Below are 17,361 nucleotides of genomic sequence, written 5' to 3'. Positions count from 1 at the left end.
CATCGTTGAACCTTACTTGTGACGAACAGCCCCATCCTCATCGTCGAAGACGACATTGAAATCCGCGAGGCGCTGGCCGACTTCCTGGGCGGCAAGGGCTACGTCGTCCATCAGGCGGGCAGTGTCGAAGAGGGCCTGGCGTGCCTGGCGCGCGTGACGGTGGACCTGGTGCTGCTGGATGTCATGCTGCCGGGTGATGATGGCCTGGAGTTGTGCCGGCGCCTGCGCGCGGCGGGTGCGGCACAGGGCCCGCGCATCATCATGGTGACGGCCTTGAGCGAACCCACCGACAAGGTGATAGGCCTGGAGCTGGGCGCCGACGACTATGTGTCCAAGCCGTTCGACCTGCGCGAATTGCTGGCGCGCATTCGCGCGGTCTTGCGCCGGCCCGGCGCGGCTGATGGGGCCGATCGGGCGGCGAGCCGTCCGCATTCCCCGAATCTGTCGTACAAGTTCGCCGGATTCGCTTTCTATCCGCAGCACCGCTATCTGCGCTCGCGTGCGGGCGTGCGTATCCCCCTGACCGGCGCCGAGACCGATTTGCTGCTGGTGTTCTGCCAACACCCGCGCCGCGTGCTGGCGCGCGAGGAATTGCTGACGCTGACGCGCGGCGACGATGCACCGGTTGCGGTGCGCTCGATCGACCTGGTGGTCAGCCGACTACGCCGCAAGCTGGCAGGGGACGATCCCCTGGATGACCCCATACGCACCGTGCGGGCCGACGGCTACGCATTGCACTACGAAGTTACCGTCGCCTGACCGGCGGCGAAAAGGAGAGCAGGGCGATGCTGCGCCGCTTTTTCAGTACCACCTTGGGCCAGATCGTGGCCATCATCGCGTGTTCGTCGATCGGGACGTTCGCGCTGTTCGTGGCCATCATCCTCAACGTGTCCGCGCCGCCGGGACCGCCCTGGCCGTGGCCGGAAGCCTATCGCATCATCGCCACCGCGAATCTGATGAAGAACGTGCGGGCCGCCGATCGCGCCGCCGCGCTGGCCGCGGCACAGAGCAAGGACCTGTCCCTGCGCGTGGTCGATTTTCCGCAGCCCTGCGAAAACGTCACGCTCGACACGCGGGAGCTGGAGAACGTGCTGCGCGAACACATCGAAAACGCGGCGACATTGATGGTCCTCGGTTGCGACAGGGAGTCGCCAGTGTCCAGGTTTCAGGTATTGATGCCTTTCGATGGGCAGGTGCTGGAATTCTCAGGCGAACGCAGCAGCCGCATGCCGCTGCGCTTCACGTTTCCCTTCCTGACCGCGTTGGCCTTCCTGTGCATAGGCGTGGTGGCCATGTCGGCCTGGGCGGTATGGCGTGTCATCCGGCCGCTGCGCCGCCTGTCGGAAAAGGCCGATGCCTTCGCGCATGACGTGGCGGTGGTGGAACCGTTGGCGTTGCAAGGGCCGCTGGAAGTGCGGCGCGCGGCGCAAGCCTTCAATCGCATGCAGGAGCGCATCGCGGGTTTCGTGCAAAGCCGCACCCGCATGCTGGCCGCCATCAGCCATGACCTGCGTACGCCGCTCACGCGCATGCGGCTGCAGGTGGAGACGGGCAAGGAAGAAACCATGCGGCCGCGGCTGTTGCGCGATATCACGCTGATGCAGACCATGGTGGATTCGGCATTGTCCTTCCTGAGCAGCGGCCTGGACAAGGAAACGCAGGAATGGTTGGACGTGGGCGCGCTGTTATCCACGCTTTGCGACGAGTACGAGGAAGGGGGCGCGCGGATCCGCTATGACGGCCAGGACGCCATCCGCTTGTACTGCCGTCCCAATGCCATGCAGCGTGCGTGCGCCAATCTCATCGAGAACGCCCTGGCGTACGGCGAGCACGTCGTCGTCGATGCGGGCAATGACAACGGCGAGATAAGCATCACCGTTTGCGATGACGGTCCCGGCATTCCGGCGCAGCATCTGCAGAAGGTGACTGAACCGTTCGTGCGCCTGGATTCCGCCCGCGCGCAACGTCCCGGCAGTGTCGGCCTGGGCTTGTCCATCGTCGCCGAGATCATGAACGCGCACGGCGGTACCCTGTCGCTGGAAAAAGGCCGTCCCGCCGGCCTCTGCGCCCGCATCCGCCTGCCGGCGGATGGTCCGGCCGCCGGTTGAATGGCGATTTGCGGTCAGGCGGCCTTGGCGAGCAGGGATTGCATGGCCGTTTCGGCACTGGCGATGGCGCCCGCCGCGGCGTCGGGACCGTAGGACAGGCCTTCGACGCGGATGTGTTCGATGTCGGACAGGCCGATGAATCCCAACATGTGCTTCAGATAGTCCGAATGGAAATCGAACTCGGCGTAGGGGCCGTCGGCGTAGATGGCGCCGGACGCGGTGACCAGGTAGACCTTCTTGCCGGTGACCAGGCCTTGCGCCTTGCCATCGGCGTACTTGAACGTGACACCCGGCCAGGCGATGTAGTCGATCCACGCCTTCAGCTGCGTCGAGGTGCCGAAATTGATCATGCCGGAACCGATGACGATGATGTCCGCGGCCTGCAATTCCGCCACCAGCGTTTCGGCCTGGGCCACGGCCGCGGCCTGGGCGGTATCGCGGCTCTTGGCGGGCAGCATGCGGCCCAGTACATATGCTGCGTCAATGTAGGGCAGAGGCTGGGCGTACAGGTCGCGCACCGTCAGCGTGCCGCTGGCGTGCTGCTGCTTCAGCTTCCGCGCAAGGTCGGCCGCCAGGCGGGTGGATTGGCTGTCAGCGCCACGCGGGCTGGAAGTGATCAGCAGGATGTTGCTCATGGGGGCTCCAAGGTATAAAAAGGGAACTAGGTAATCTTTCGGTATATGATTACCACTCGATACCGAGGATGGTAAGTTTCCTTTCCTTGGCCCACAAGAAGGCACACCCATGTCACCGAGGTACACCCATTTGCCTGACGCGATTCCGAAACCCCCCAGTGGCGGCTGCGAGGCGACGCGCCTGATCCTGGACCGCGTGGGCGATAAGTGGAGTCTCTACATCATCGCCACCCTGTCCGGCGGGACCCGTCGTTTCAACGAGTTGAAACGCGAAGTGGATGGCATCTCGCAACGGATGCTGACGCTGACCCTGCGCGGCCTGGAGCGCGATGGCCTGGTGTCGCGCACGGTATTTCCCACGATCCCGCCGCGGGTCGATTACGAACTCACCGAATTGGGCAAGACCCTGCTCAAGCCCGTGATGGGTCTGCTCAAGTGGGCGCACGAAAACCAGACGATTATCGAGAATGCGCGGCATCGCTTCGACGAGGAGCCCGAGCAGGAGCAGGTGCTGATCAAGGGCGTGGTATACCAGCGCAGATAGGGTGGGCGCGGTACTGGCTACCAGCGCAGCAGCCTGGGCCCGGCCAGGGCGCCCAGTATCGTGGGGACGGCCATGCCCAGGACATACCAGACCGCCCAGAAAGGCACGCCCATTTCCGGGCAGTGCAGGCAGTACGCAAGGGTTGCGATCGCAGCCGCCAGCAGGCCCGCCGCCGCTCCCGCGCGTCTCGGGTGCACGGGCGCCATGCCCTTGACCGCCCAGAATGCGCCGGCAAAGGTGGGAATGGAAAGCAGGGTGATGTTGAAGGGGCACACCCGCCAGCTCACGCCGTAGAGCAGCGCGGCGTGCCGGGCTTGGGGCGCGCCGATGTAGAGAATCAACGCACCGATCCAGAGGACGGCCAGCGCCAGGCCGGACAGCATCCAGCCCTTACCCGCCTGCAAGCCAGGCCGGGACAGCCGCAGCACGGACATCAGGGCGCCGATGCCGGTGAGGGCGGGGAAAGCGACCTTCAGCCAGAAGAGCGGTGTTTGCAGCATGAGCCCGATGTCGTGGCGCAGGCCGAACAGCCATAGCGTCAACCATACGGATGCGATGGCGCCCAAGGCCAGGCCCGTGCCGAACCGGCGCGCCGCAACGTGTGGGTCGACGGGCGGGACATCAGTGGCCAGCAGCGAAATCAGATCATTGGTCCTCATGCGGTCCCCCGGATTCTGGCGGCAAGTGCTTTCAAGCCGCGGTGGATGCCGACCTTCACGGCGGATTCCGACATGCCGATCGCCGCGGCGGCCTCGGCCACCGACAAGCCCTGCAGCTTGACGTGCATTATAGGAAGCCGCTGCCGATCGGGGAGTTCGTTGAGCAACACGGTGATATCGCGCTTGGCCAGGGACGCGTTTTCATCGGCGTCGGAAAACATCTCCGACATATCGTCCAGGGGCACGTGTGCCCGTTCGTGGGCGTACCAGCGGCGCAGGTGGTCGATCATCCGATAGCGCGCGATGGCGTAGATCCATGCCGTCAGGGGCTGATCCGGGGAATACGTGTGGCGCCCGTTGTGGACGGCTATCAAGACTTCTTGAACGATGTCTTCCACGTCATCCAGCATCCGTTCCAGCCGGCGGCGGACATAGGCGCGGATGTGCTGGCTGACCGCCAGCAGGAAACCCTGGTAAGCCGCGCTGTCGCCGTCCAGCGCCGCGACCAGCAGCGACTTCAGCCGTAACTCCACCAACGCAAGCGAGGAGGGCGAGGCGGCGGGTTTCATTTGCGCAGTTGCGCCAGCGCCGGCCGTACCAGGCCGTTGAGAAGTTCGGGCTCCGGCCGCGCCCGCGCGAGTACGCGCACGCCCATCAGTATTCCTAGAAGCATCCGCGCCAGATCCCTGGCAGCCGATTGGCTTGCAATGGTGCCGTCGCGCTGGCCGGCACTGACGCAACGGAAAAAGAAAGCCTCCATATCCTGCAGGACGACCTTCAGCGACTGCTGGAAGGCGGGATCATGCGGGGCCAGTTCGAGCGCCGAGTTGACGATCATGCAGCCTCTGCGCTGCTCGTCTCGCAGCGACATGCCGATGATTTCCTCGAAGAAGCCGGCAATGGCATCCAGCGGCGGCAGCTCCGATTCGAAACGCAGCGCCCGCGGATAAAAGCCTGTCTCCGCATAGCGATGAAAAGCGCGTTCGTACAGGGCGCGCTTGTCACCGAAGGTGTTGTAAAGGCTGGCGCCAGATATTTTCATGGCGTCCGCAAGGTCTCTCACCGAGGTGGCTTCATAGCCCTTGGCCCAGAAACATTGCATCGCCGCGTCCAGCGCCGCGCTTTCGTCGAATTCTCTTGGGCGAGCCATGCGCTATCCTCGGATGACGTTGTCGGGCTTGATGGAGATCGCTCCGTCGGGGTCAGGTCGCGGCATAGTTCGACGGGAACATGGCCTTGAGTGCTGCCTCGTCGTTCTCTGTCTTGAATACGTGGCTGCCAAGCAGCGCGCGCGCGCGTGCCACGGCGGGACGCCCGTCCACATTATCGAACCAACGCGCCAGGTCAGGATAGTCGGCAAGCGGGGATTCCGTACCCTTGAAGACGCGGCTGGCACGATCTATCCAGCCCCACGCGGAAATATCCGCAATGGAGTAATCCTTTCCTACGATGAATTCGCGGCCGGCCAGGTGGTCGTCGAGCACTTGATAATGGCGCGCCGCCTCGCGTCGATAACGATTGACCGCATAGTCCAGCCCGGCGGGCGCCGCCGTCTGGAAATGCACCGATTGGCCTGAATATGGTCCCAACCCTGTCCCGATGAACATCAGCCATGACAGGAGCGCGGGCCGGTCTTGGTCCGAACCCAGCAGGCTGCCGGTTTTCTCGGCCAGATACAGCAGGATGGCCGTGGAATCGAAAACCACGGTCTCGACCCCGCCCGGCCCCTCCGTGTCCACGATGGCCGGCACCTTGCCATTGGGATTGATCGCCCGAAAGGCGCTGCTGTGCTGCTCGCCTTTGCGCGTATCCACAGGGATGGCTTCATACGCAAGGGCGGTCTCCTCCAGGAACAGGGCGACCTTCGCGGGATTGGGTGTCGGGTGGAAATAGAAGCGGATCATGGGCATGCAGTCCGGTGATGATGTGTTTTAGATCATACGATATAAAACTAGCCGGAGTCAGCCGATTGAAATCCGTCCGTTGGAATCCGTCGCTTGAGGGGCAGCCCATCGACGGCCGCCGATGCCCGTCAGCGCCGAGCCAAAAAAGAATATTTTCGTGTCGCTGTAACCCGACGGGCAGTTCTCTCGAACTAGCGTAGGTATCCGCTGCGGATACGTCCACTGAACACAGGAGAACTTCCATGTCCGCGAAAACTTCCGTCACCACCGCCATGCTCGCCGGCGCCGTTGCTACTGTCCTGGCTTCGTTCGCCAGTGCCGCTCCCCTGACCAAGGCGGAAGCCAGCGCCGCTGTCGCCGCTCACAAGGAAAAGTGCTACGGCGTCGCCCTGAAGGGCCAGAACGACTGCGCCGCCGGTCCGGGAACCACGTGCCAGGGCACTTCCACGATGGACTTCCAAGGCAATGCCTGGAAGTTCGTGCAAGGCGGGACTTGCGCCAGCATCCAGGTTCCCGGCGGCGCCCACGGTTCGCTTACGCCCCTGAAGTCCTGAGGACGCTGGAGAACGTGTGGGCACTGCCATGAGATCTTGCGCCGCTAAGTCGGTGATGTGTGAGCCCGGCAAGCCCCACACGCCTGCGCGCGGCCCGCTGCTCGCGGGCGTGAGTGTCAAGCATGAACACTTCAATGCCATTCGTGCCGACGGGTTCGACGGGGGATTCTTCGAGATCCACGCCGAGAACTATATGGGTGCGGGTGGGCCGCCTCATCGGATGCTCGGCGCGATCCGGGCGGACTATCCGATTTCGCTCCACGGCGTGTGCATGTCCATCGGCGGCCTGGCGCCTCTGGACAAAGCGCACCTCGAACGCTTTCGCATGCTGGTGCAACGCTACGAACCCGTCTTGGTGTCCGAACACCTGGCGTGGTCGTCGCATGCCGGAACCTATCTGAACGACCTGCTTCCCTTGCCCTACGCGCGCTCGACCCTGGCCAGCGTGTGCGAACACATCGCCCAGGTGCAGGACGCCATCAGGCGGCCGCTGTTGCTGGAGAATCCAGCCACCTATGTGACCTTCGAGACGTCGACGATCAGTGAAACGGACTTCCTGGCCGAGGTCGTCCGTCGGACCGGATGCCGCTTGCTGCTGGATATCAATAACGTCTTCGTGTCGGCGAACAATCATGGATATTCCGCGCGGCAGTACCTGGCTGATTTCCCGCTGCATGCCGTGGACGAGATCCATCTGGCCGGGCACGTCGAACAGGTCGATGATGAAGCCGGCGTGACCTTGATCGATAGCCATGACCGATCCGTTGCCGACGCGGTCTGGGCCCTGTATGGGCAAGTCATCGGCAAGACGGGCGTCAGGCCCACGCTGATCGAGTGGGATAGCGCCCTGCCTGCTTGGACGGCGTTGCGGGCAGAAGCCCGTAAGGCCGAGCAGGTACTCATGGACCATGCGCTGACGGCGACAGAGGGGGCGAGCCATGCTGCCTGATGCCGAAGCAAACGCCGATGCCGATGCCGTGGAAGGCATCGTGCGCTTGGCCACCGAGTCGGCCACCGAGTTCGCCAGCGGATTCGCCGCGGGCCTGCTGGACCCGTCTCAGCCAGCGCCCAGCTTCCTGGTGGCCGAGGCGAGCGGGCTGCACGTGAAGCGCTACGACGTGTATCGCAACAACGTGACGTCCAGCTTGATCGACGCCGTACGGGCGATCTATCCGGCAGTGGAAAGAATCACCGGTCCGGATTTCTTTCGCGCGATGGCCCGCCAATACGTTCGAAGCTGTCCGCCTGCCGGTCCGCTGCTGCATGACTACGGACGGGAGTTCGCCGTCTTCATCGAGAACTACCGCTACGCCCGGGATATGCCCTGGCTGGCGGACGTCGCCCGGATCGAACGGGCCTGGCTGGACGCCTATCACGCGCAGGATCACGCAGTCGTCCAAGCCGGCGTGCTTGCCGATCTGGATCCAGGCATGTTGGGCCGCCTGCGACTGGTCGCTCATCCTGCCGCGCGAGTGCTCAGGTCCCGCTATCCGGCCGTGACGATTTTTTCCGCGAACAAGCAGGGTGGGGCAACGATCCCGGTTTGCTCCAGCGCGGCCGAGGACTGCCTGGTCACACGGCCGGAGGCGGATGTCATCGTTTCAAGCCTGCCACCGGGCGGCGCCGCGTTTCTCCAGTCCCTCATGCAGGACCGCAACCTGGCGGACGCTGTCGCCGCGGCCCTGGAAGACGCGCCCACGTTCGACCTTGGCGCCAACCTGGCCGGAGCGTTCTCGGCGGGCGCGTTTATATCTTTCGATATTGGATGTGAATAATGTCTTCAGTGATCAAAGTCCTGGACCCGGCAATCGCGCAGGCCGGCGGTCCTTTCGTCAAGGCGCGGCGCCTGGTGGAGAAGTTCGCCGCGCCGTCGCTGGTTCAATTGCTCCTTCGCCTGGCGCTGGCCGTGCCATTCTGGAAATCCGGAATCCTGAAGTGGGATGGTTTCCTGAAGCTCGGCGATGTCGCGATCACACTGTTCACCGATGAGTTCATGCTTCATCTTCCGGGCGGCCCTTACCCATTTCCCGCACCTGCCGTCGTCGCCTTCCTCTCGGGCTGCGGCGAGGTGGCATTGCCGGTTCTTCTGGTACTCGGGCTTGGCACCCGCTTTGCCGCCATCGGCCTGGTCCTGATGACATGCGTCATCGAGTTGACGGTGCCGGACGGATGGCCTGTGCATTTGACGTGGCTCGCCATGGCGATGGCAATCGCGGCGTGGGGACCGGGTCGAATTTCTGTCGACTACTTCCTTGGTGACCGGTCGCCGCGCTCCCAGGGCAGGGCGGCAGCATGAGAACAGAAGATCTCATCTCCCGCCTTGCCTCCCAACCTGTCGCCGATCGAACGCGATAAGGTCAGCCGGCGGCTCACCGTCGCACTGACCTGCGGCCTGGGCATCGATGCGCTGTTGCTGGTGGTGCTTTACGGCTATGCCAGCGAGATGGCCGAACAGATTCTGCAGCCGATGTTCGCGGGTTTGCTGGGTGCATGGATAGGCCCGCGCTACCTGAAGTGGTAGGCGGGCCATGGAAGCACTATGTTGGTGGAAAGGCCTGGTACCGCGCGGCCTTTCCAGCGTCCAGCTTCAAGTACGGGTCGGCTGTCCCCGCTTGACCTTGATGAACACCAGCACCAGGATGGCCGCGCACAGTTCCATCGCCGCCACGCTGTAAAGGCCCGATTCCAGGGTGCCCGTCTTGTCGCGCAGCCAGCCCATCAGGAACGGTGCCGCGAAACCGGCCAGGTTGCCGACGGAGTTGATCAGGGCGATGCCTCCCGCGGCAGCCGTGCCGGTCAGGAAGGCAGCCGGCAGCGACCAGAACACCGGGAAGGCGGCCAGGATGCCGATGGCGGCGACCGACAGAGCAATCAGCGCCATGACCGGGCTGTGCAGCAGCGCGCCGGTGCCCATCAGGCCCGCGGCGGCGACGACGCTGGCCAGGATGCAGTGCCAGCGGCGTTCACCGCTGCGGTCCGAACTGATACCGTTCCAGACCATGGCAATGGTGCCCAGCACGAAGGGAATGGCGGAGATCAAGCCGATGTTCAACGGCCCTTGCACACCCAGTTCCTTGATGATGGACGGCGTCCAGAACGCGATGGTGGCGTTGCCGCTGACCACGCAGAAATAGATGATCGCGCACAGCCAGACCTTGGCATTGAAGGCATGGCGCAGGCTGGAATGCTTCGCCGGGTCGCGTTGTTCCTGGTCCAGGTCGCGCTTGACGATGTCGCGCTCACCCTGCTGCAGCCATTTTGCGTTCTCGGGCTTTTCCGGCAACCAGGCCAGGACGGCGAAACCGGCCAGCACGGAGGGGATGCCTTCGATGACGAACAGCCATTGCCAGGCAGCCAGGCCTTCGACGTTGCTCATGACGCTCAGGACGAAGCCGGCGATGGGGCCACCCACCACGCCCGCGATGGCGAACGAGGTCATGAAGTAGCCGTTGATACGCGCGCGGCGATCGGACGGAAACCAATAGGTCAGGTACAGCACGACGCCGGGGAAGAAGCCGGCCTCGAACACGCCCAGCAGAAAGCGCATCACGTAGAACTGCGTCGGCGTCTTCACGAAGATCATGGCCATGGAGGCCAGGCCCCACAGGATCGTGATACGTGCCAGGGTGCGGCGCGCGCCGATTTTCTCCAGCAACAGATTGCTGGGGACTTCGAACAGGAAATAGCCGATGAAGAAAATGCCCGCGCCCAGCCCGTACACGGTCTCGCTGAACTGCAGGTCCTGCAGCATCTGCAGCTTGGCGAAACCGATGTTGACGCGGTCTATCCACGCCAGCACGAACAGGAAAACCAGGAAAGGAATCAGGCGGACGGCGATCTTGCGATAGGCTAGCGCGCGTTCGTTCTCGGACGGCGTTGGATTAGCCGCGCCGCCGGAGGCCGGAGTAGCGATGGACGACATGGGTGGAAACTCCCCTTGCATTGAAAGAGCCCCGTTTGGCGGGGACTGGTGGTAATCGGTTGAATCAGTTCAGCGCGGCCTCTACCGCAGCCGCTATTTGCAGGATGCGTTGGTCGGCGTCGCGCAGGCCGTTGACGGCCAGGCCGACGCCTGGTTCGCCGCAGGGCAGCGATACGCCGCAGCCATCCAGGAAGTTGATGACGCTGGGATTGCGCAGCACCAGGCCGTTGGCAGCGAAGAAGGCTTCGTCCTGCTCCAGGTCGCTTACGCGCGGCGGCACCACGGCAACCGTGGGCATCAGCCATGCATCCGCATCGCGCAGGCGGTCGGCGGCAATCGCCTGGATGCGTGCGCGCGCATGGAACAGCTCGATATAGTCAGCCGCGCCCATGCTTTCGCCACGGCGAATACGCGTCGCGACGCGTGGGTCGTAGGCATCGCCCCGTTCGGCCAGCAGCTTGCGGTGCCATTGCCAGGACTCGGCCGCGGAGAAACCGCCGCCGCCGTTGATGGTGGGCAGCTCGCGCAGTTCGGGGAAGTCGAACTTGACGATCTGCGCGCCTTGCGCGGACAAGCGGCTCAAGGCGGACTCGATGGCCGCACCCACCGTGTCGTCGACGCCGTCGCCGATGAAGTCTTGCGTCACGTAGAAACGCAGGCCGGCCAGGCGCGCGGGACGTGCATCCAGGGCCTGGCCGCTGAGGATGGCGTCGACCGTGGCGCAGCAGGCCACCGAGCGGGCCAGCGGCCCGGCGGAGTCCAGCGTGGTGGACAGGGGGACGCCGCCTTGCAGCGAAACGCGATGCGCCGTCGGCTTGAAACCGGTCAGGCCGCAAAAGGCCGACGGAATGCGGATGGAGCCGCCGGTATCGGTGCCCAGCGCAACCGCCGCCATGCCCTTGGCCACGCTGACCGCGCCGCCGGAGGTCGACCCTCCCGACACGCGTTCTTCGTCGTATGGCGCGCGCGGCGTACCGTAGTGCGGATTCCAGCCCAGGCCGGAAAACGCGAACTCGCTCATATTGGTGCGCCCGATCAGGATGGCGCCGGCCGCGCGCAGACGCGCGACGGCAACGGCGTCCTGCTGCGCGGGCGCGGCGCCGTCCAGCGCCTTGGAGCCCGCGCGCGTCACCTGTCCCTGCACATCGAAAAGGTCCTTGATGGACACCGGCAGACCAGCCAGCGGCGACTGCGCATTGCCGGCCTTGCGCGCGGCATCGCTGGCGCGGGCCGCCTGCAGGGCGGATTGCGCATCCACATGGACGAAGGCGCTGCCGCCTTGCTGGCGATGCGCCTCGATGGCTTCCAGCGCCTGGGCAGTGAGGTTTTCGCTGGTGGTACGGCCCGCTTGCAGGTCGGCCTGCAATTGTTGGATGGTCTGCATGTGAAGTCCTTTACGAACCAGATTGACGAAGCAGGGTTGTGGTTGGGCTGTGCGGTGGATCGCTCAGTCAGCCGCGCAGTTATAGCGGTTCAGTCAGCGGTTCAATCAGCGACCGGCAGCGTGCGCACCGTGTAGGCGCACTTGAGCGAGCGGTTCAGCTTCGGATCGTGCAGTTCGAATTCGAACTTTTCGCCGTAGCCCAGCTCGCCCTTGACGGGTTGCGTGCCGCAGTACATGGCAGTGCCCAAAGGCAGTTCGGCCGCGTTGGCGTACTTTTGCGCCAGCTCGCGGGGATCGCGCAGCGACGTCATCGCGCCTTCCTGGTACAGCTCGCGCACGCCGTTACGGGTGCGCCAGCAGCGCGCGACCAGGTCATCCCAGTGATCGGCCACTTCGTCGAAGCGCCAGACGTCGCGGCTGACGGGCTTCGCGCACATCTGCTTGGAGACGGTGACGTCATAGGCTTCGGCCTTGCGGTCGGTGTGGTCCGAACCGATGCCTACCAGCAGGCCTTCGGACGTGGCCAGCAGCACCGCTTCCACTTCGCCGGACGAGTCCGCGCGCGGCACTTCGATTTCGTCGTCGGTAGTCAGCAGCGCGGCGGCCAGCGGGTAGTAGCACGGGACGGTGGACGGTGCCTTCACACCGATCGCTTCCAACTCGCGAATGTGATGCTGCACGCCTTCGGCGTCGCGGCCGGCCCAGCCGGCGATGACCAGGCGGTCGATCTGGACGGTGCGCTCGCCGGTACCGGCAATGTTCAGGTTGAGTTTCGGCATAGTGTATGGGGTCCTTTCAATGCGGCGTGGCCGCGGTGTGGCAATTCGCTTGGTGCAAGACGATCATGGCAAGACGATCACCGCAAGGTGATGCAGCCGCCTTGCGGGCAGGCACTCAGATCGAGCGGATGATGTTCTTGCGGAATTCATCGATGTGTTCGCGTATCGCTTCGCGCGCGGCGGGTACATCTCTGCGCTCCAGGGCGTCGATGACGGCCATGTGTTCCTGGTAGACATTGGCCAGGTGGACGGGGTCCTGCAAGGACAGGAACCAGAAACGGGCCTGTTTCTCGTGCAGGTTGCGCAGCAGTTCAGCCAGTACGCGATTGCGCGAGGCCGCGGAGATGGCGATGTGGAATTTCAGGTCCAGGGCCATCAGGCCGTTGATGTCGCGGTGCTCCAGCAGTTCGGCGGAGCGTTGCACGATGTCGCGCATGGCCTGCAGGTCGCTCTGGTGCGCCCGCTCGGCGGCCAGCGTCACACAGAGCAGCTCGTTGCTGAGCCGCACTTCGATCATGTCCAGCACGTCGTTCAAGGACAGCGGGGACACCAGCACGCCTTTGCGCGGCAGGATGGTCACCAGGCCGTCGCTTTCCAGGCGGTGCAAGGCTTGATGGACCGGCGTGCGTCCCAATCCCAGCAGGGCGCCGACCTGCGACTCGTTGATGGCTTCGCCGGGGCGGAACTCGCAGGCAATGATGCGGCGCTTGATCTCGGCATAGGCCAGTTCGCGCAAGGCGGCGCCGGACGATGGACGGGGCGCCGGCGCTTGCACCTTGGCTTCGGCGGTTTCGGCGTTCAACGGGATGACTACGGAGCGCGACATGCGGGATCGGAAACGTACAAAGGCCGGGGGACGGGCACGGCAGGGGGCGAGCGCAACATACCGGCAGCATGCAGGCGTCGACCTTCTGAAGATCAAGTGATAATACTCTGATATATCACTGATTGAGCATCAGGGTTTACCCGGGAAGCGATTCGAGTCGGTCGGGAAGGGGGTTTCCGGGACGGCTTATTTCTTTCATATGCGGGTTTTCCCGTTCGTATGTTTGCGAATAGCCGCAGCGGCCCGATACCGGCACCATGTCCTTCATTGCGATGACGCGTACGTAGAGGTCGATGATGAGCACGGAATGCAGTGAACTGTTCCCTACGCATAGGAGCTACCAGATATCACCGGGAGGAAAGAACGTGCGCAGGCATCATGTCTCAAGAATGGCGACGAGGGCCGGGCAGGCCGATACCGGCATCCTGTCGCGGCTGGTGCGGGTGGAAACGATATTGCCCACCCTGGCCACCAAGTCCGATCTGCTTTCACTGCGGGCCGATTTTCAGTTGGCCCATGTCGAGCTGAGAGCCGAATTAAAAGCCGATCACGCTGAACTTAGAACCGAGTTGAAGGCTGATCACGCTGAACTGAGAGCCGAGTTGAAGGCTGCTCACGCGGAACTGAGAGCCGAGTTGAAGGCTGATCACGCTGAACTGAGCACCGAGTTGAAGGCTGATCACGCTGAACTGAGAGCGGCGATGAAAGCCGATGGGCTTTTGCTCAGGGCCGATATGGCCGGATTCGAATCGAAGCTGCTGCGCTGGATGATCGGCATGGGTATCGCCGGCCTGGCGATGATTTTTTCTTTCATGAACTTCCAGGTATCGCGGATCGAGGCGATGCTGCAGCGACACGCGTTGGTCATGCCGTCCGCCGCCACGACGAGCGGGGTGGGCAATGGCGTGGGCGGGTTCCCGGCAAGTCCATCACCTTGACCAGCGTCAGGGGGCGCGGACGATGTGGCAGCCCCACTGCACATCCCGCACCCGGGACGCCTTGAAAATACACTTCGGGTTTTCCCGCGCCTGGACAGTAAGCCATTCATTTCCTGCATGTCCCCCATGCAGACGTTTCAGTGTCGTCGCCCGGATCGCTCTGACAGAATCTTCTCCCATAAAACCACAAATGAGGAGACAGATATGCAGGGATCCTATGCAGGTCCGGGCCCGGCCGAGGGCGTCAATAACGGCGGGGGTGAACTTGCAGGTGTGAGGCATGCGGCCTTGGGGCATGCCGGCTCGGGGCATGCAAGCCGAGAACCTGCAAGCCTGGAGCATGCCGGCACCGGACGCGTCGGCGGCGCGCACGAAGGAAGGGGCGCGGCCGAGGTGCGCCGCGGCATGCTGCGCGTGGGCGCAGCGTCGTTGGGGCTGTCGGGGGGCTATACCGCCCTGTTCGCCGGCACGGCCGGCGTGTTCCTGCTGCCGGTCGCCACGGCGCTGGGTACGGGGCGCGGCGTTGCCGCCACGTGTATGGCGCTGGCCTCGCTGGGCCTGGCCGTCAGCTCGCCGCTGGCCGGGCGCCTGATGGACCGCTACGGGCATCTGCGGGTGATCGGCTGGTCCATCGTGCTGTTCGCGCTGGGGCTGCTGGCCATGTCCACCGGACCGCTGACGCCTTATGCGGTGGGCACCAAGACCTTCCTGATCGGCCTGCTGGGCGTGGCGACCTCGCCCGTGGGCTACCTTTCCATTCTTGCGCACAGCTTCGAGCGGCGCGTCGGGCTGGCATTCGGTATCGCGTCTATCGGCGCCGGCATCGGCGCGGCGCTGGCGCCCTTGTTCGCTGGGTGGGTCACGCGGCATCAGGGCTGGCAGACGGCCTATGCCTTGCTGGCCGGCGTGGCCCTGGTGCTGGGTTTCCTGGCGATCCGCCTGCTGCGCGGCATCGATGATGAGACGTCGCCGGCCAGGCCTGCAGCGGTGTCGCCGACTCCGCACGTCGCCGGCGACACCGCTGCGCAAGCCTTCGGCAACTGGCGCTTCTGGCTCATGGGCTTGTGCGTCGCGCTGGTCGCCGCCGTCGGCCTGGGCGCCATCGTCCACGTTCCGGCGCTGCTGTCCGATAACGGCGTTTCCCCGGAAATGGCGGCGGCCGGCGGCGCCTTTGCCGCGGTGGGCCTGACGGCAGGACGCTTTCTCGCCGGCGTCCTGCTGGACATCGCGCCCGCCAGGGTGCTCGCGGCCGGCGCCTTCCTGTTGGGGGCCTGCGGCGTGGCCATTCTGGGTACCTCGTCGGCGGACACGCCTTACTGGCAACTTGCCTTGGGCGCCGGACTCACGGCCATGTTGATAGGCGCGGAAGGCGATCTGGTGCCTTTCCTGGTCAAGCGCTACTTCGGCTTGAAGTCCTTCGGCGCGGTCTACGGTTGCCTGATCTCGCTGTTCTGCCTGGGCACGCTGGCCGGTCCCATCCTGCTAGGCGTGGCTTTCGACCGTTTTCATGGCTATGGCTATGCCATGGCTGTCTCGGGCGTCGTCTGCGTCGCCTGCAGTCTGCTGATACTGGCCGTCGGGCCTTATCGCTACCCGCACACATCCTGATTCCAAGGAAGGTTCATGAGAATTGCACGTTATGCCCAGGCCGGCGTGACCGGCTGGGGGCTGGTCGAGGACGACCAGGTCACGAATGACCGGGTCGCGAATGACCGGGTCACGAATGACTGGGTCGCGAATGACCGGGTCACGAATTACCGGGTGATACCGCTGCCCGGCGCCACCGACTTCGCCCAGGCGCTGGCCGCCGCGCGAAACGGTAACTTGCAGGGGCGCGGCGCAACGCTGCCAGCCGCGGGCCTGCAATTGCTACCGCCCGTGTTGCCGGATACCAAGATCATCTGTGTCGGCCTGAACTACCGCAAGCATGCCCAGGAAGTCGCACGCGACTCAGGCGGCCACCCATCGGTGTTCCCCCGTTTTCCCGACACCTTCGTCGGCCATGGCGAGCCGGTGTTGCGCTCGCCCGTGTCGGCCGAACTCGACTACGAAGCGGAACTGGCGGTGGTGATCGGCAAGCCGGCGCGCTATGTAGACGAAGCCGACGCAATGGACTACGTCGGCGGCTATACCTGCATGGCCGAGAACTCCGTGCGCGACTACCAGATGCACAACCGGCAGGCCACCCCGGGCAAGAATTTCCTGCGCTCCGGCGCGCTGGGGCCATGGATCGTCACGCCCGACGTGATGCCGGCGCTGGCCTCGGTGCGCGTGGCGGGGCGCTTGAATGGCGAGCAGGTACAGGATGCCACGCTGGATGACCTGGTGTTCTCGATCCCGCAACTGATTTCCTATCTCAGCCAGTTCACGCTGCTGCGTCCCGGCGACATCATCGCCACCGGCACGCCCGAGGGCGTGGGCATGAGCCGTAAGCCGCCACGCTATCTGCGCGCGGGCGATCGCTTCGAAGTGGAGATCGCCGGCATCGGTGTGCTCGCCAACCCCGTGCAAGACGAGGGGGCTGGCCATGCATGAACAGGAGCACGCCCGGAAGAATGGGCAGAGCAACGAGCAGAGAAGCGAGCAGAGAGACAATCCCGGGCATGGCCTGGATACGGCTACCGTGCAGGCTTGCCTGGCCACGGTCTACGGCTTCTTCGATGCGCTGGACGTGCGCGACCACGCGCGCGCTCGATTCCTGTTCACTGAAGATGGACAGTGGCAGCGTGGCGGCGCCACGCTCACCGGGCCGGCGCAGATAGGCGAGGCCCTGGCGCAGCGGCCGGACACACGGCGGACATTCCATGCGGTCTGCAATCCGATTCTCGAACGGCTGGACGAAGACACGGTCCTGGTGCGTTTCTATCTGCTGGCGTACGACGCGACGGTCGGCCAGGCGCCGGAGAAGCCCGCCGGCAGGGCGACCGAAATGCGCACTGAGCGGCATACGGAATTACGCAGCGAACTACCCACGCCATTGCAGCCCGCCGGCATCCGCCGCTGCGAGGATCGCCTGTGCCGCGAACACGGCGCTTGGCGCATCGCGCGCAAGTCCAGCACGGCGCACCTGCCCGTGCCGGCTGCCGCCTGACTCATTTTTTCCCCGGG

General features: G+C 64.5%; 21 protein-coding genes. 12 read left to right on the top strand and 9 right to left on the bottom strand.

What is annotated here, in order from left to right; translation table 11 throughout:
* Positions 1-18: 18 nt before the first annotated feature.
* A complete protein-coding gene (locus CEY05_RS07530; protein ID WP_088597889.1) occupies positions 19-759 on the top strand; it encodes a response regulator transcription factor in 741 nt (246 codons plus the stop codon).
* A 26-nt stretch (positions 760-785) separates the two neighbouring features.
* Positions 786-2,108, top strand: coding sequence for an ATP-binding protein (locus tag CEY05_RS07525; RefSeq protein ID WP_088597888.1), 1,323 nt, complete (start codon positions 786-788; stop codon positions 2,106-2,108).
* 14 nt (positions 2,109-2,122) lie between these two features.
* On the opposite strand, the gene CEY05_RS07520 is transcribed toward CEY05_RS07525, so the two are convergent.
* Positions 2,123-2,743: an FMN-dependent NADH-azoreductase gene (locus CEY05_RS07520; protein WP_088597887.1), complete on the bottom strand. Its 621-nt coding sequence runs from the start codon at positions 2,741-2,743 to the stop codon at positions 2,123-2,125.
* 109 nt (positions 2,744-2,852) lie between these two features.
* On the opposite strand from CEY05_RS07520, the gene CEY05_RS07515 reads away from it, so the two are divergent.
* Positions 2,853-3,287, top strand: coding sequence for a helix-turn-helix domain-containing protein (locus CEY05_RS07515; RefSeq protein WP_088597886.1), 435 nt, complete (start codon positions 2,853-2,855; stop codon positions 3,285-3,287).
* Positions 3,288-3,304: 17 nt separating this feature from the next.
* Here the strand turns inward: CEY05_RS07515 and CEY05_RS07510 are convergent, their stop codons facing one another.
* From CEY05_RS07510 to CEY05_RS07495, 4 genes are read right to left on the bottom strand one after another with little or no spacing between them, the layout of a single operon-like run.
* A complete protein-coding gene (locus CEY05_RS07510) occupies positions 3,305-3,946 on the bottom strand; it encodes a DUF1109 domain-containing protein (RefSeq protein ID WP_088597885.1) in 642 nt (213 codons plus the stop codon).
* Positions 3,943-4,515 carry a sigma-70 family RNA polymerase sigma factor gene (locus CEY05_RS07505; RefSeq protein WP_088597884.1) on the bottom strand — a complete coding sequence of 191 codons (573 nt, stop codon included), beginning with the start codon at positions 4,513-4,515 and terminating at the stop codon, positions 3,943-3,945. The genes CEY05_RS07510 and CEY05_RS07505 overlap by 4 nt, the downstream gene beginning before the upstream one ends.
* Positions 4,512-5,096: a TetR/AcrR family transcriptional regulator gene (locus CEY05_RS07500; RefSeq protein ID WP_088597883.1), complete on the bottom strand. Its 585-nt coding sequence runs from the start codon at positions 5,094-5,096 to the stop codon at positions 4,512-4,514. The genes CEY05_RS07505 and CEY05_RS07500 overlap by 4 nt, the downstream gene beginning before the upstream one ends.
* A 52-nt stretch (positions 5,097-5,148) precedes the next feature.
* Positions 5,149-5,850: a glutathione S-transferase family protein gene (locus CEY05_RS07495; RefSeq protein WP_088597882.1), complete on the bottom strand. Its 702-nt coding sequence runs from the start codon at positions 5,848-5,850 to the stop codon at positions 5,149-5,151.
* A gap of 242 nt (positions 5,851-6,092) precedes the next feature.
* Here CEY05_RS07495 and CEY05_RS07490 point away from each other — a divergent pair, with 242 nt between their 5' ends.
* From CEY05_RS07490 to CEY05_RS07470, 5 genes are read left to right on the top strand one after another with little or no spacing between them, the layout of a single operon-like run.
* On the top strand, positions 6,093-6,404 hold the full coding sequence (locus CEY05_RS07490; protein ID WP_088597881.1) for a DUF2282 domain-containing protein: 312 nt from the start codon (positions 6,093-6,095) through the stop codon (positions 6,402-6,404).
* Positions 6,405-6,432: 28 nt separating this feature from the next.
* Positions 6,433-7,353, top strand: coding sequence for a DUF692 domain-containing protein (locus tag CEY05_RS07485; protein ID WP_369825898.1), 921 nt, complete (start codon positions 6,433-6,435; stop codon positions 7,351-7,353).
* On the top strand, positions 7,343-8,179 hold the full coding sequence (locus tag CEY05_RS07480; RefSeq protein WP_088597879.1) for a DUF2063 domain-containing protein: 837 nt from the start codon (positions 7,343-7,345) through the stop codon (positions 8,177-8,179). The genes CEY05_RS07485 and CEY05_RS07480 overlap by 11 nt, the downstream gene beginning before the upstream one ends.
* Complete coding sequence (locus CEY05_RS07475; RefSeq protein ID WP_088597878.1) at positions 8,179-8,700, top strand: DoxX family protein; 522 nt, start codon at positions 8,179-8,181, stop codon at positions 8,698-8,700. Before CEY05_RS07480 ends, CEY05_RS07475 begins: the two co-directional genes overlap by 1 nt.
* A gap of 24 nt (positions 8,701-8,724) precedes the next feature.
* Positions 8,725-8,925 carry a hypothetical protein gene (locus CEY05_RS07470; protein ID WP_088597877.1) on the top strand — a complete coding sequence of 67 codons (201 nt, stop codon included), beginning with the start codon at positions 8,725-8,727 and terminating at the stop codon, positions 8,923-8,925.
* A gap of 66 nt (positions 8,926-8,991) precedes the next feature.
* On the opposite strand, the gene CEY05_RS07465 is transcribed toward CEY05_RS07470, so the two are convergent.
* From CEY05_RS07465 to CEY05_RS07450, 4 genes are all read right to left on the bottom strand, one after another.
* Positions 8,992-10,326, bottom strand: a complete 1,335-nt coding sequence (locus tag CEY05_RS07465) for an MFS transporter (protein ID WP_088597876.1) — start codon at positions 10,324-10,326, stop codon at positions 8,992-8,994.
* A 64-nt stretch (positions 10,327-10,390) separates the two neighbouring features.
* Entirely contained in the window at positions 10,391-11,710 is a 1,320-nt protein-coding gene (locus CEY05_RS07460; RefSeq protein ID WP_088597875.1) for an amidase, read from the bottom strand.
* Positions 11,711-11,811: 101 nt separating this feature from the next.
* A complete protein-coding gene (locus CEY05_RS07455) occupies positions 11,812-12,489 on the bottom strand; it encodes a DUF2848 domain-containing protein (protein WP_088597874.1) in 678 nt (225 codons plus the stop codon).
* A gap of 115 nt (positions 12,490-12,604) precedes the next feature.
* Positions 12,605-13,315 carry a GntR family transcriptional regulator gene (locus CEY05_RS07450; protein ID WP_088597873.1) on the bottom strand — a complete coding sequence of 237 codons (711 nt, stop codon included), beginning with the start codon at positions 13,313-13,315 and terminating at the stop codon, positions 12,605-12,607.
* A gap of 365 nt (positions 13,316-13,680) precedes the next feature.
* Here CEY05_RS07450 and CEY05_RS07445 point away from each other — a divergent pair, with 365 nt between their 5' ends.
* The 4 genes from CEY05_RS07445 to CEY05_RS07430 all read left to right on the top strand — a co-directional run bounded on the left by CEY05_RS07445 (position 13,681) and on the right by CEY05_RS07430 (position 17,344).
* Entirely contained in the window at positions 13,681-14,253 is a 573-nt protein-coding gene (locus CEY05_RS07445) for a hypothetical protein (protein WP_143220310.1), read from the top strand.
* A gap of 204 nt (positions 14,254-14,457) precedes the next feature.
* Positions 14,458-15,861: an MFS transporter gene (locus CEY05_RS07440; protein ID WP_158219271.1), complete on the top strand. Its 1,404-nt coding sequence runs from the start codon at positions 14,458-14,460 to the stop codon at positions 15,859-15,861.
* A gap of 15 nt (positions 15,862-15,876) precedes the next feature.
* Positions 15,877-16,788 carry a fumarylacetoacetate hydrolase family protein gene (locus tag CEY05_RS07435; protein ID WP_088597870.1) on the top strand — a complete coding sequence of 304 codons (912 nt, stop codon included), beginning with the start codon at positions 15,877-15,879 and terminating at the stop codon, positions 16,786-16,788.
* Positions 16,781-17,344 carry a nuclear transport factor 2 family protein gene (locus tag CEY05_RS07430; RefSeq protein WP_088597869.1) on the top strand — a complete coding sequence of 188 codons (564 nt, stop codon included), beginning with the start codon at positions 16,781-16,783 and terminating at the stop codon, positions 17,342-17,344. The genes CEY05_RS07435 and CEY05_RS07430 overlap by 8 nt, the downstream gene beginning before the upstream one ends.
* Positions 17,345-17,361 lie beyond the last annotated feature (17 nt).

The organism is Achromobacter sp. HZ34, assembly GCF_002209485.1.
Lineage (GTDB): Bacteria > Pseudomonadota > Gammaproteobacteria > Burkholderiales > Burkholderiaceae_B > Bordetella_C.
This window is presented reverse-complemented; position numbering and strand designations above follow the sequence as displayed.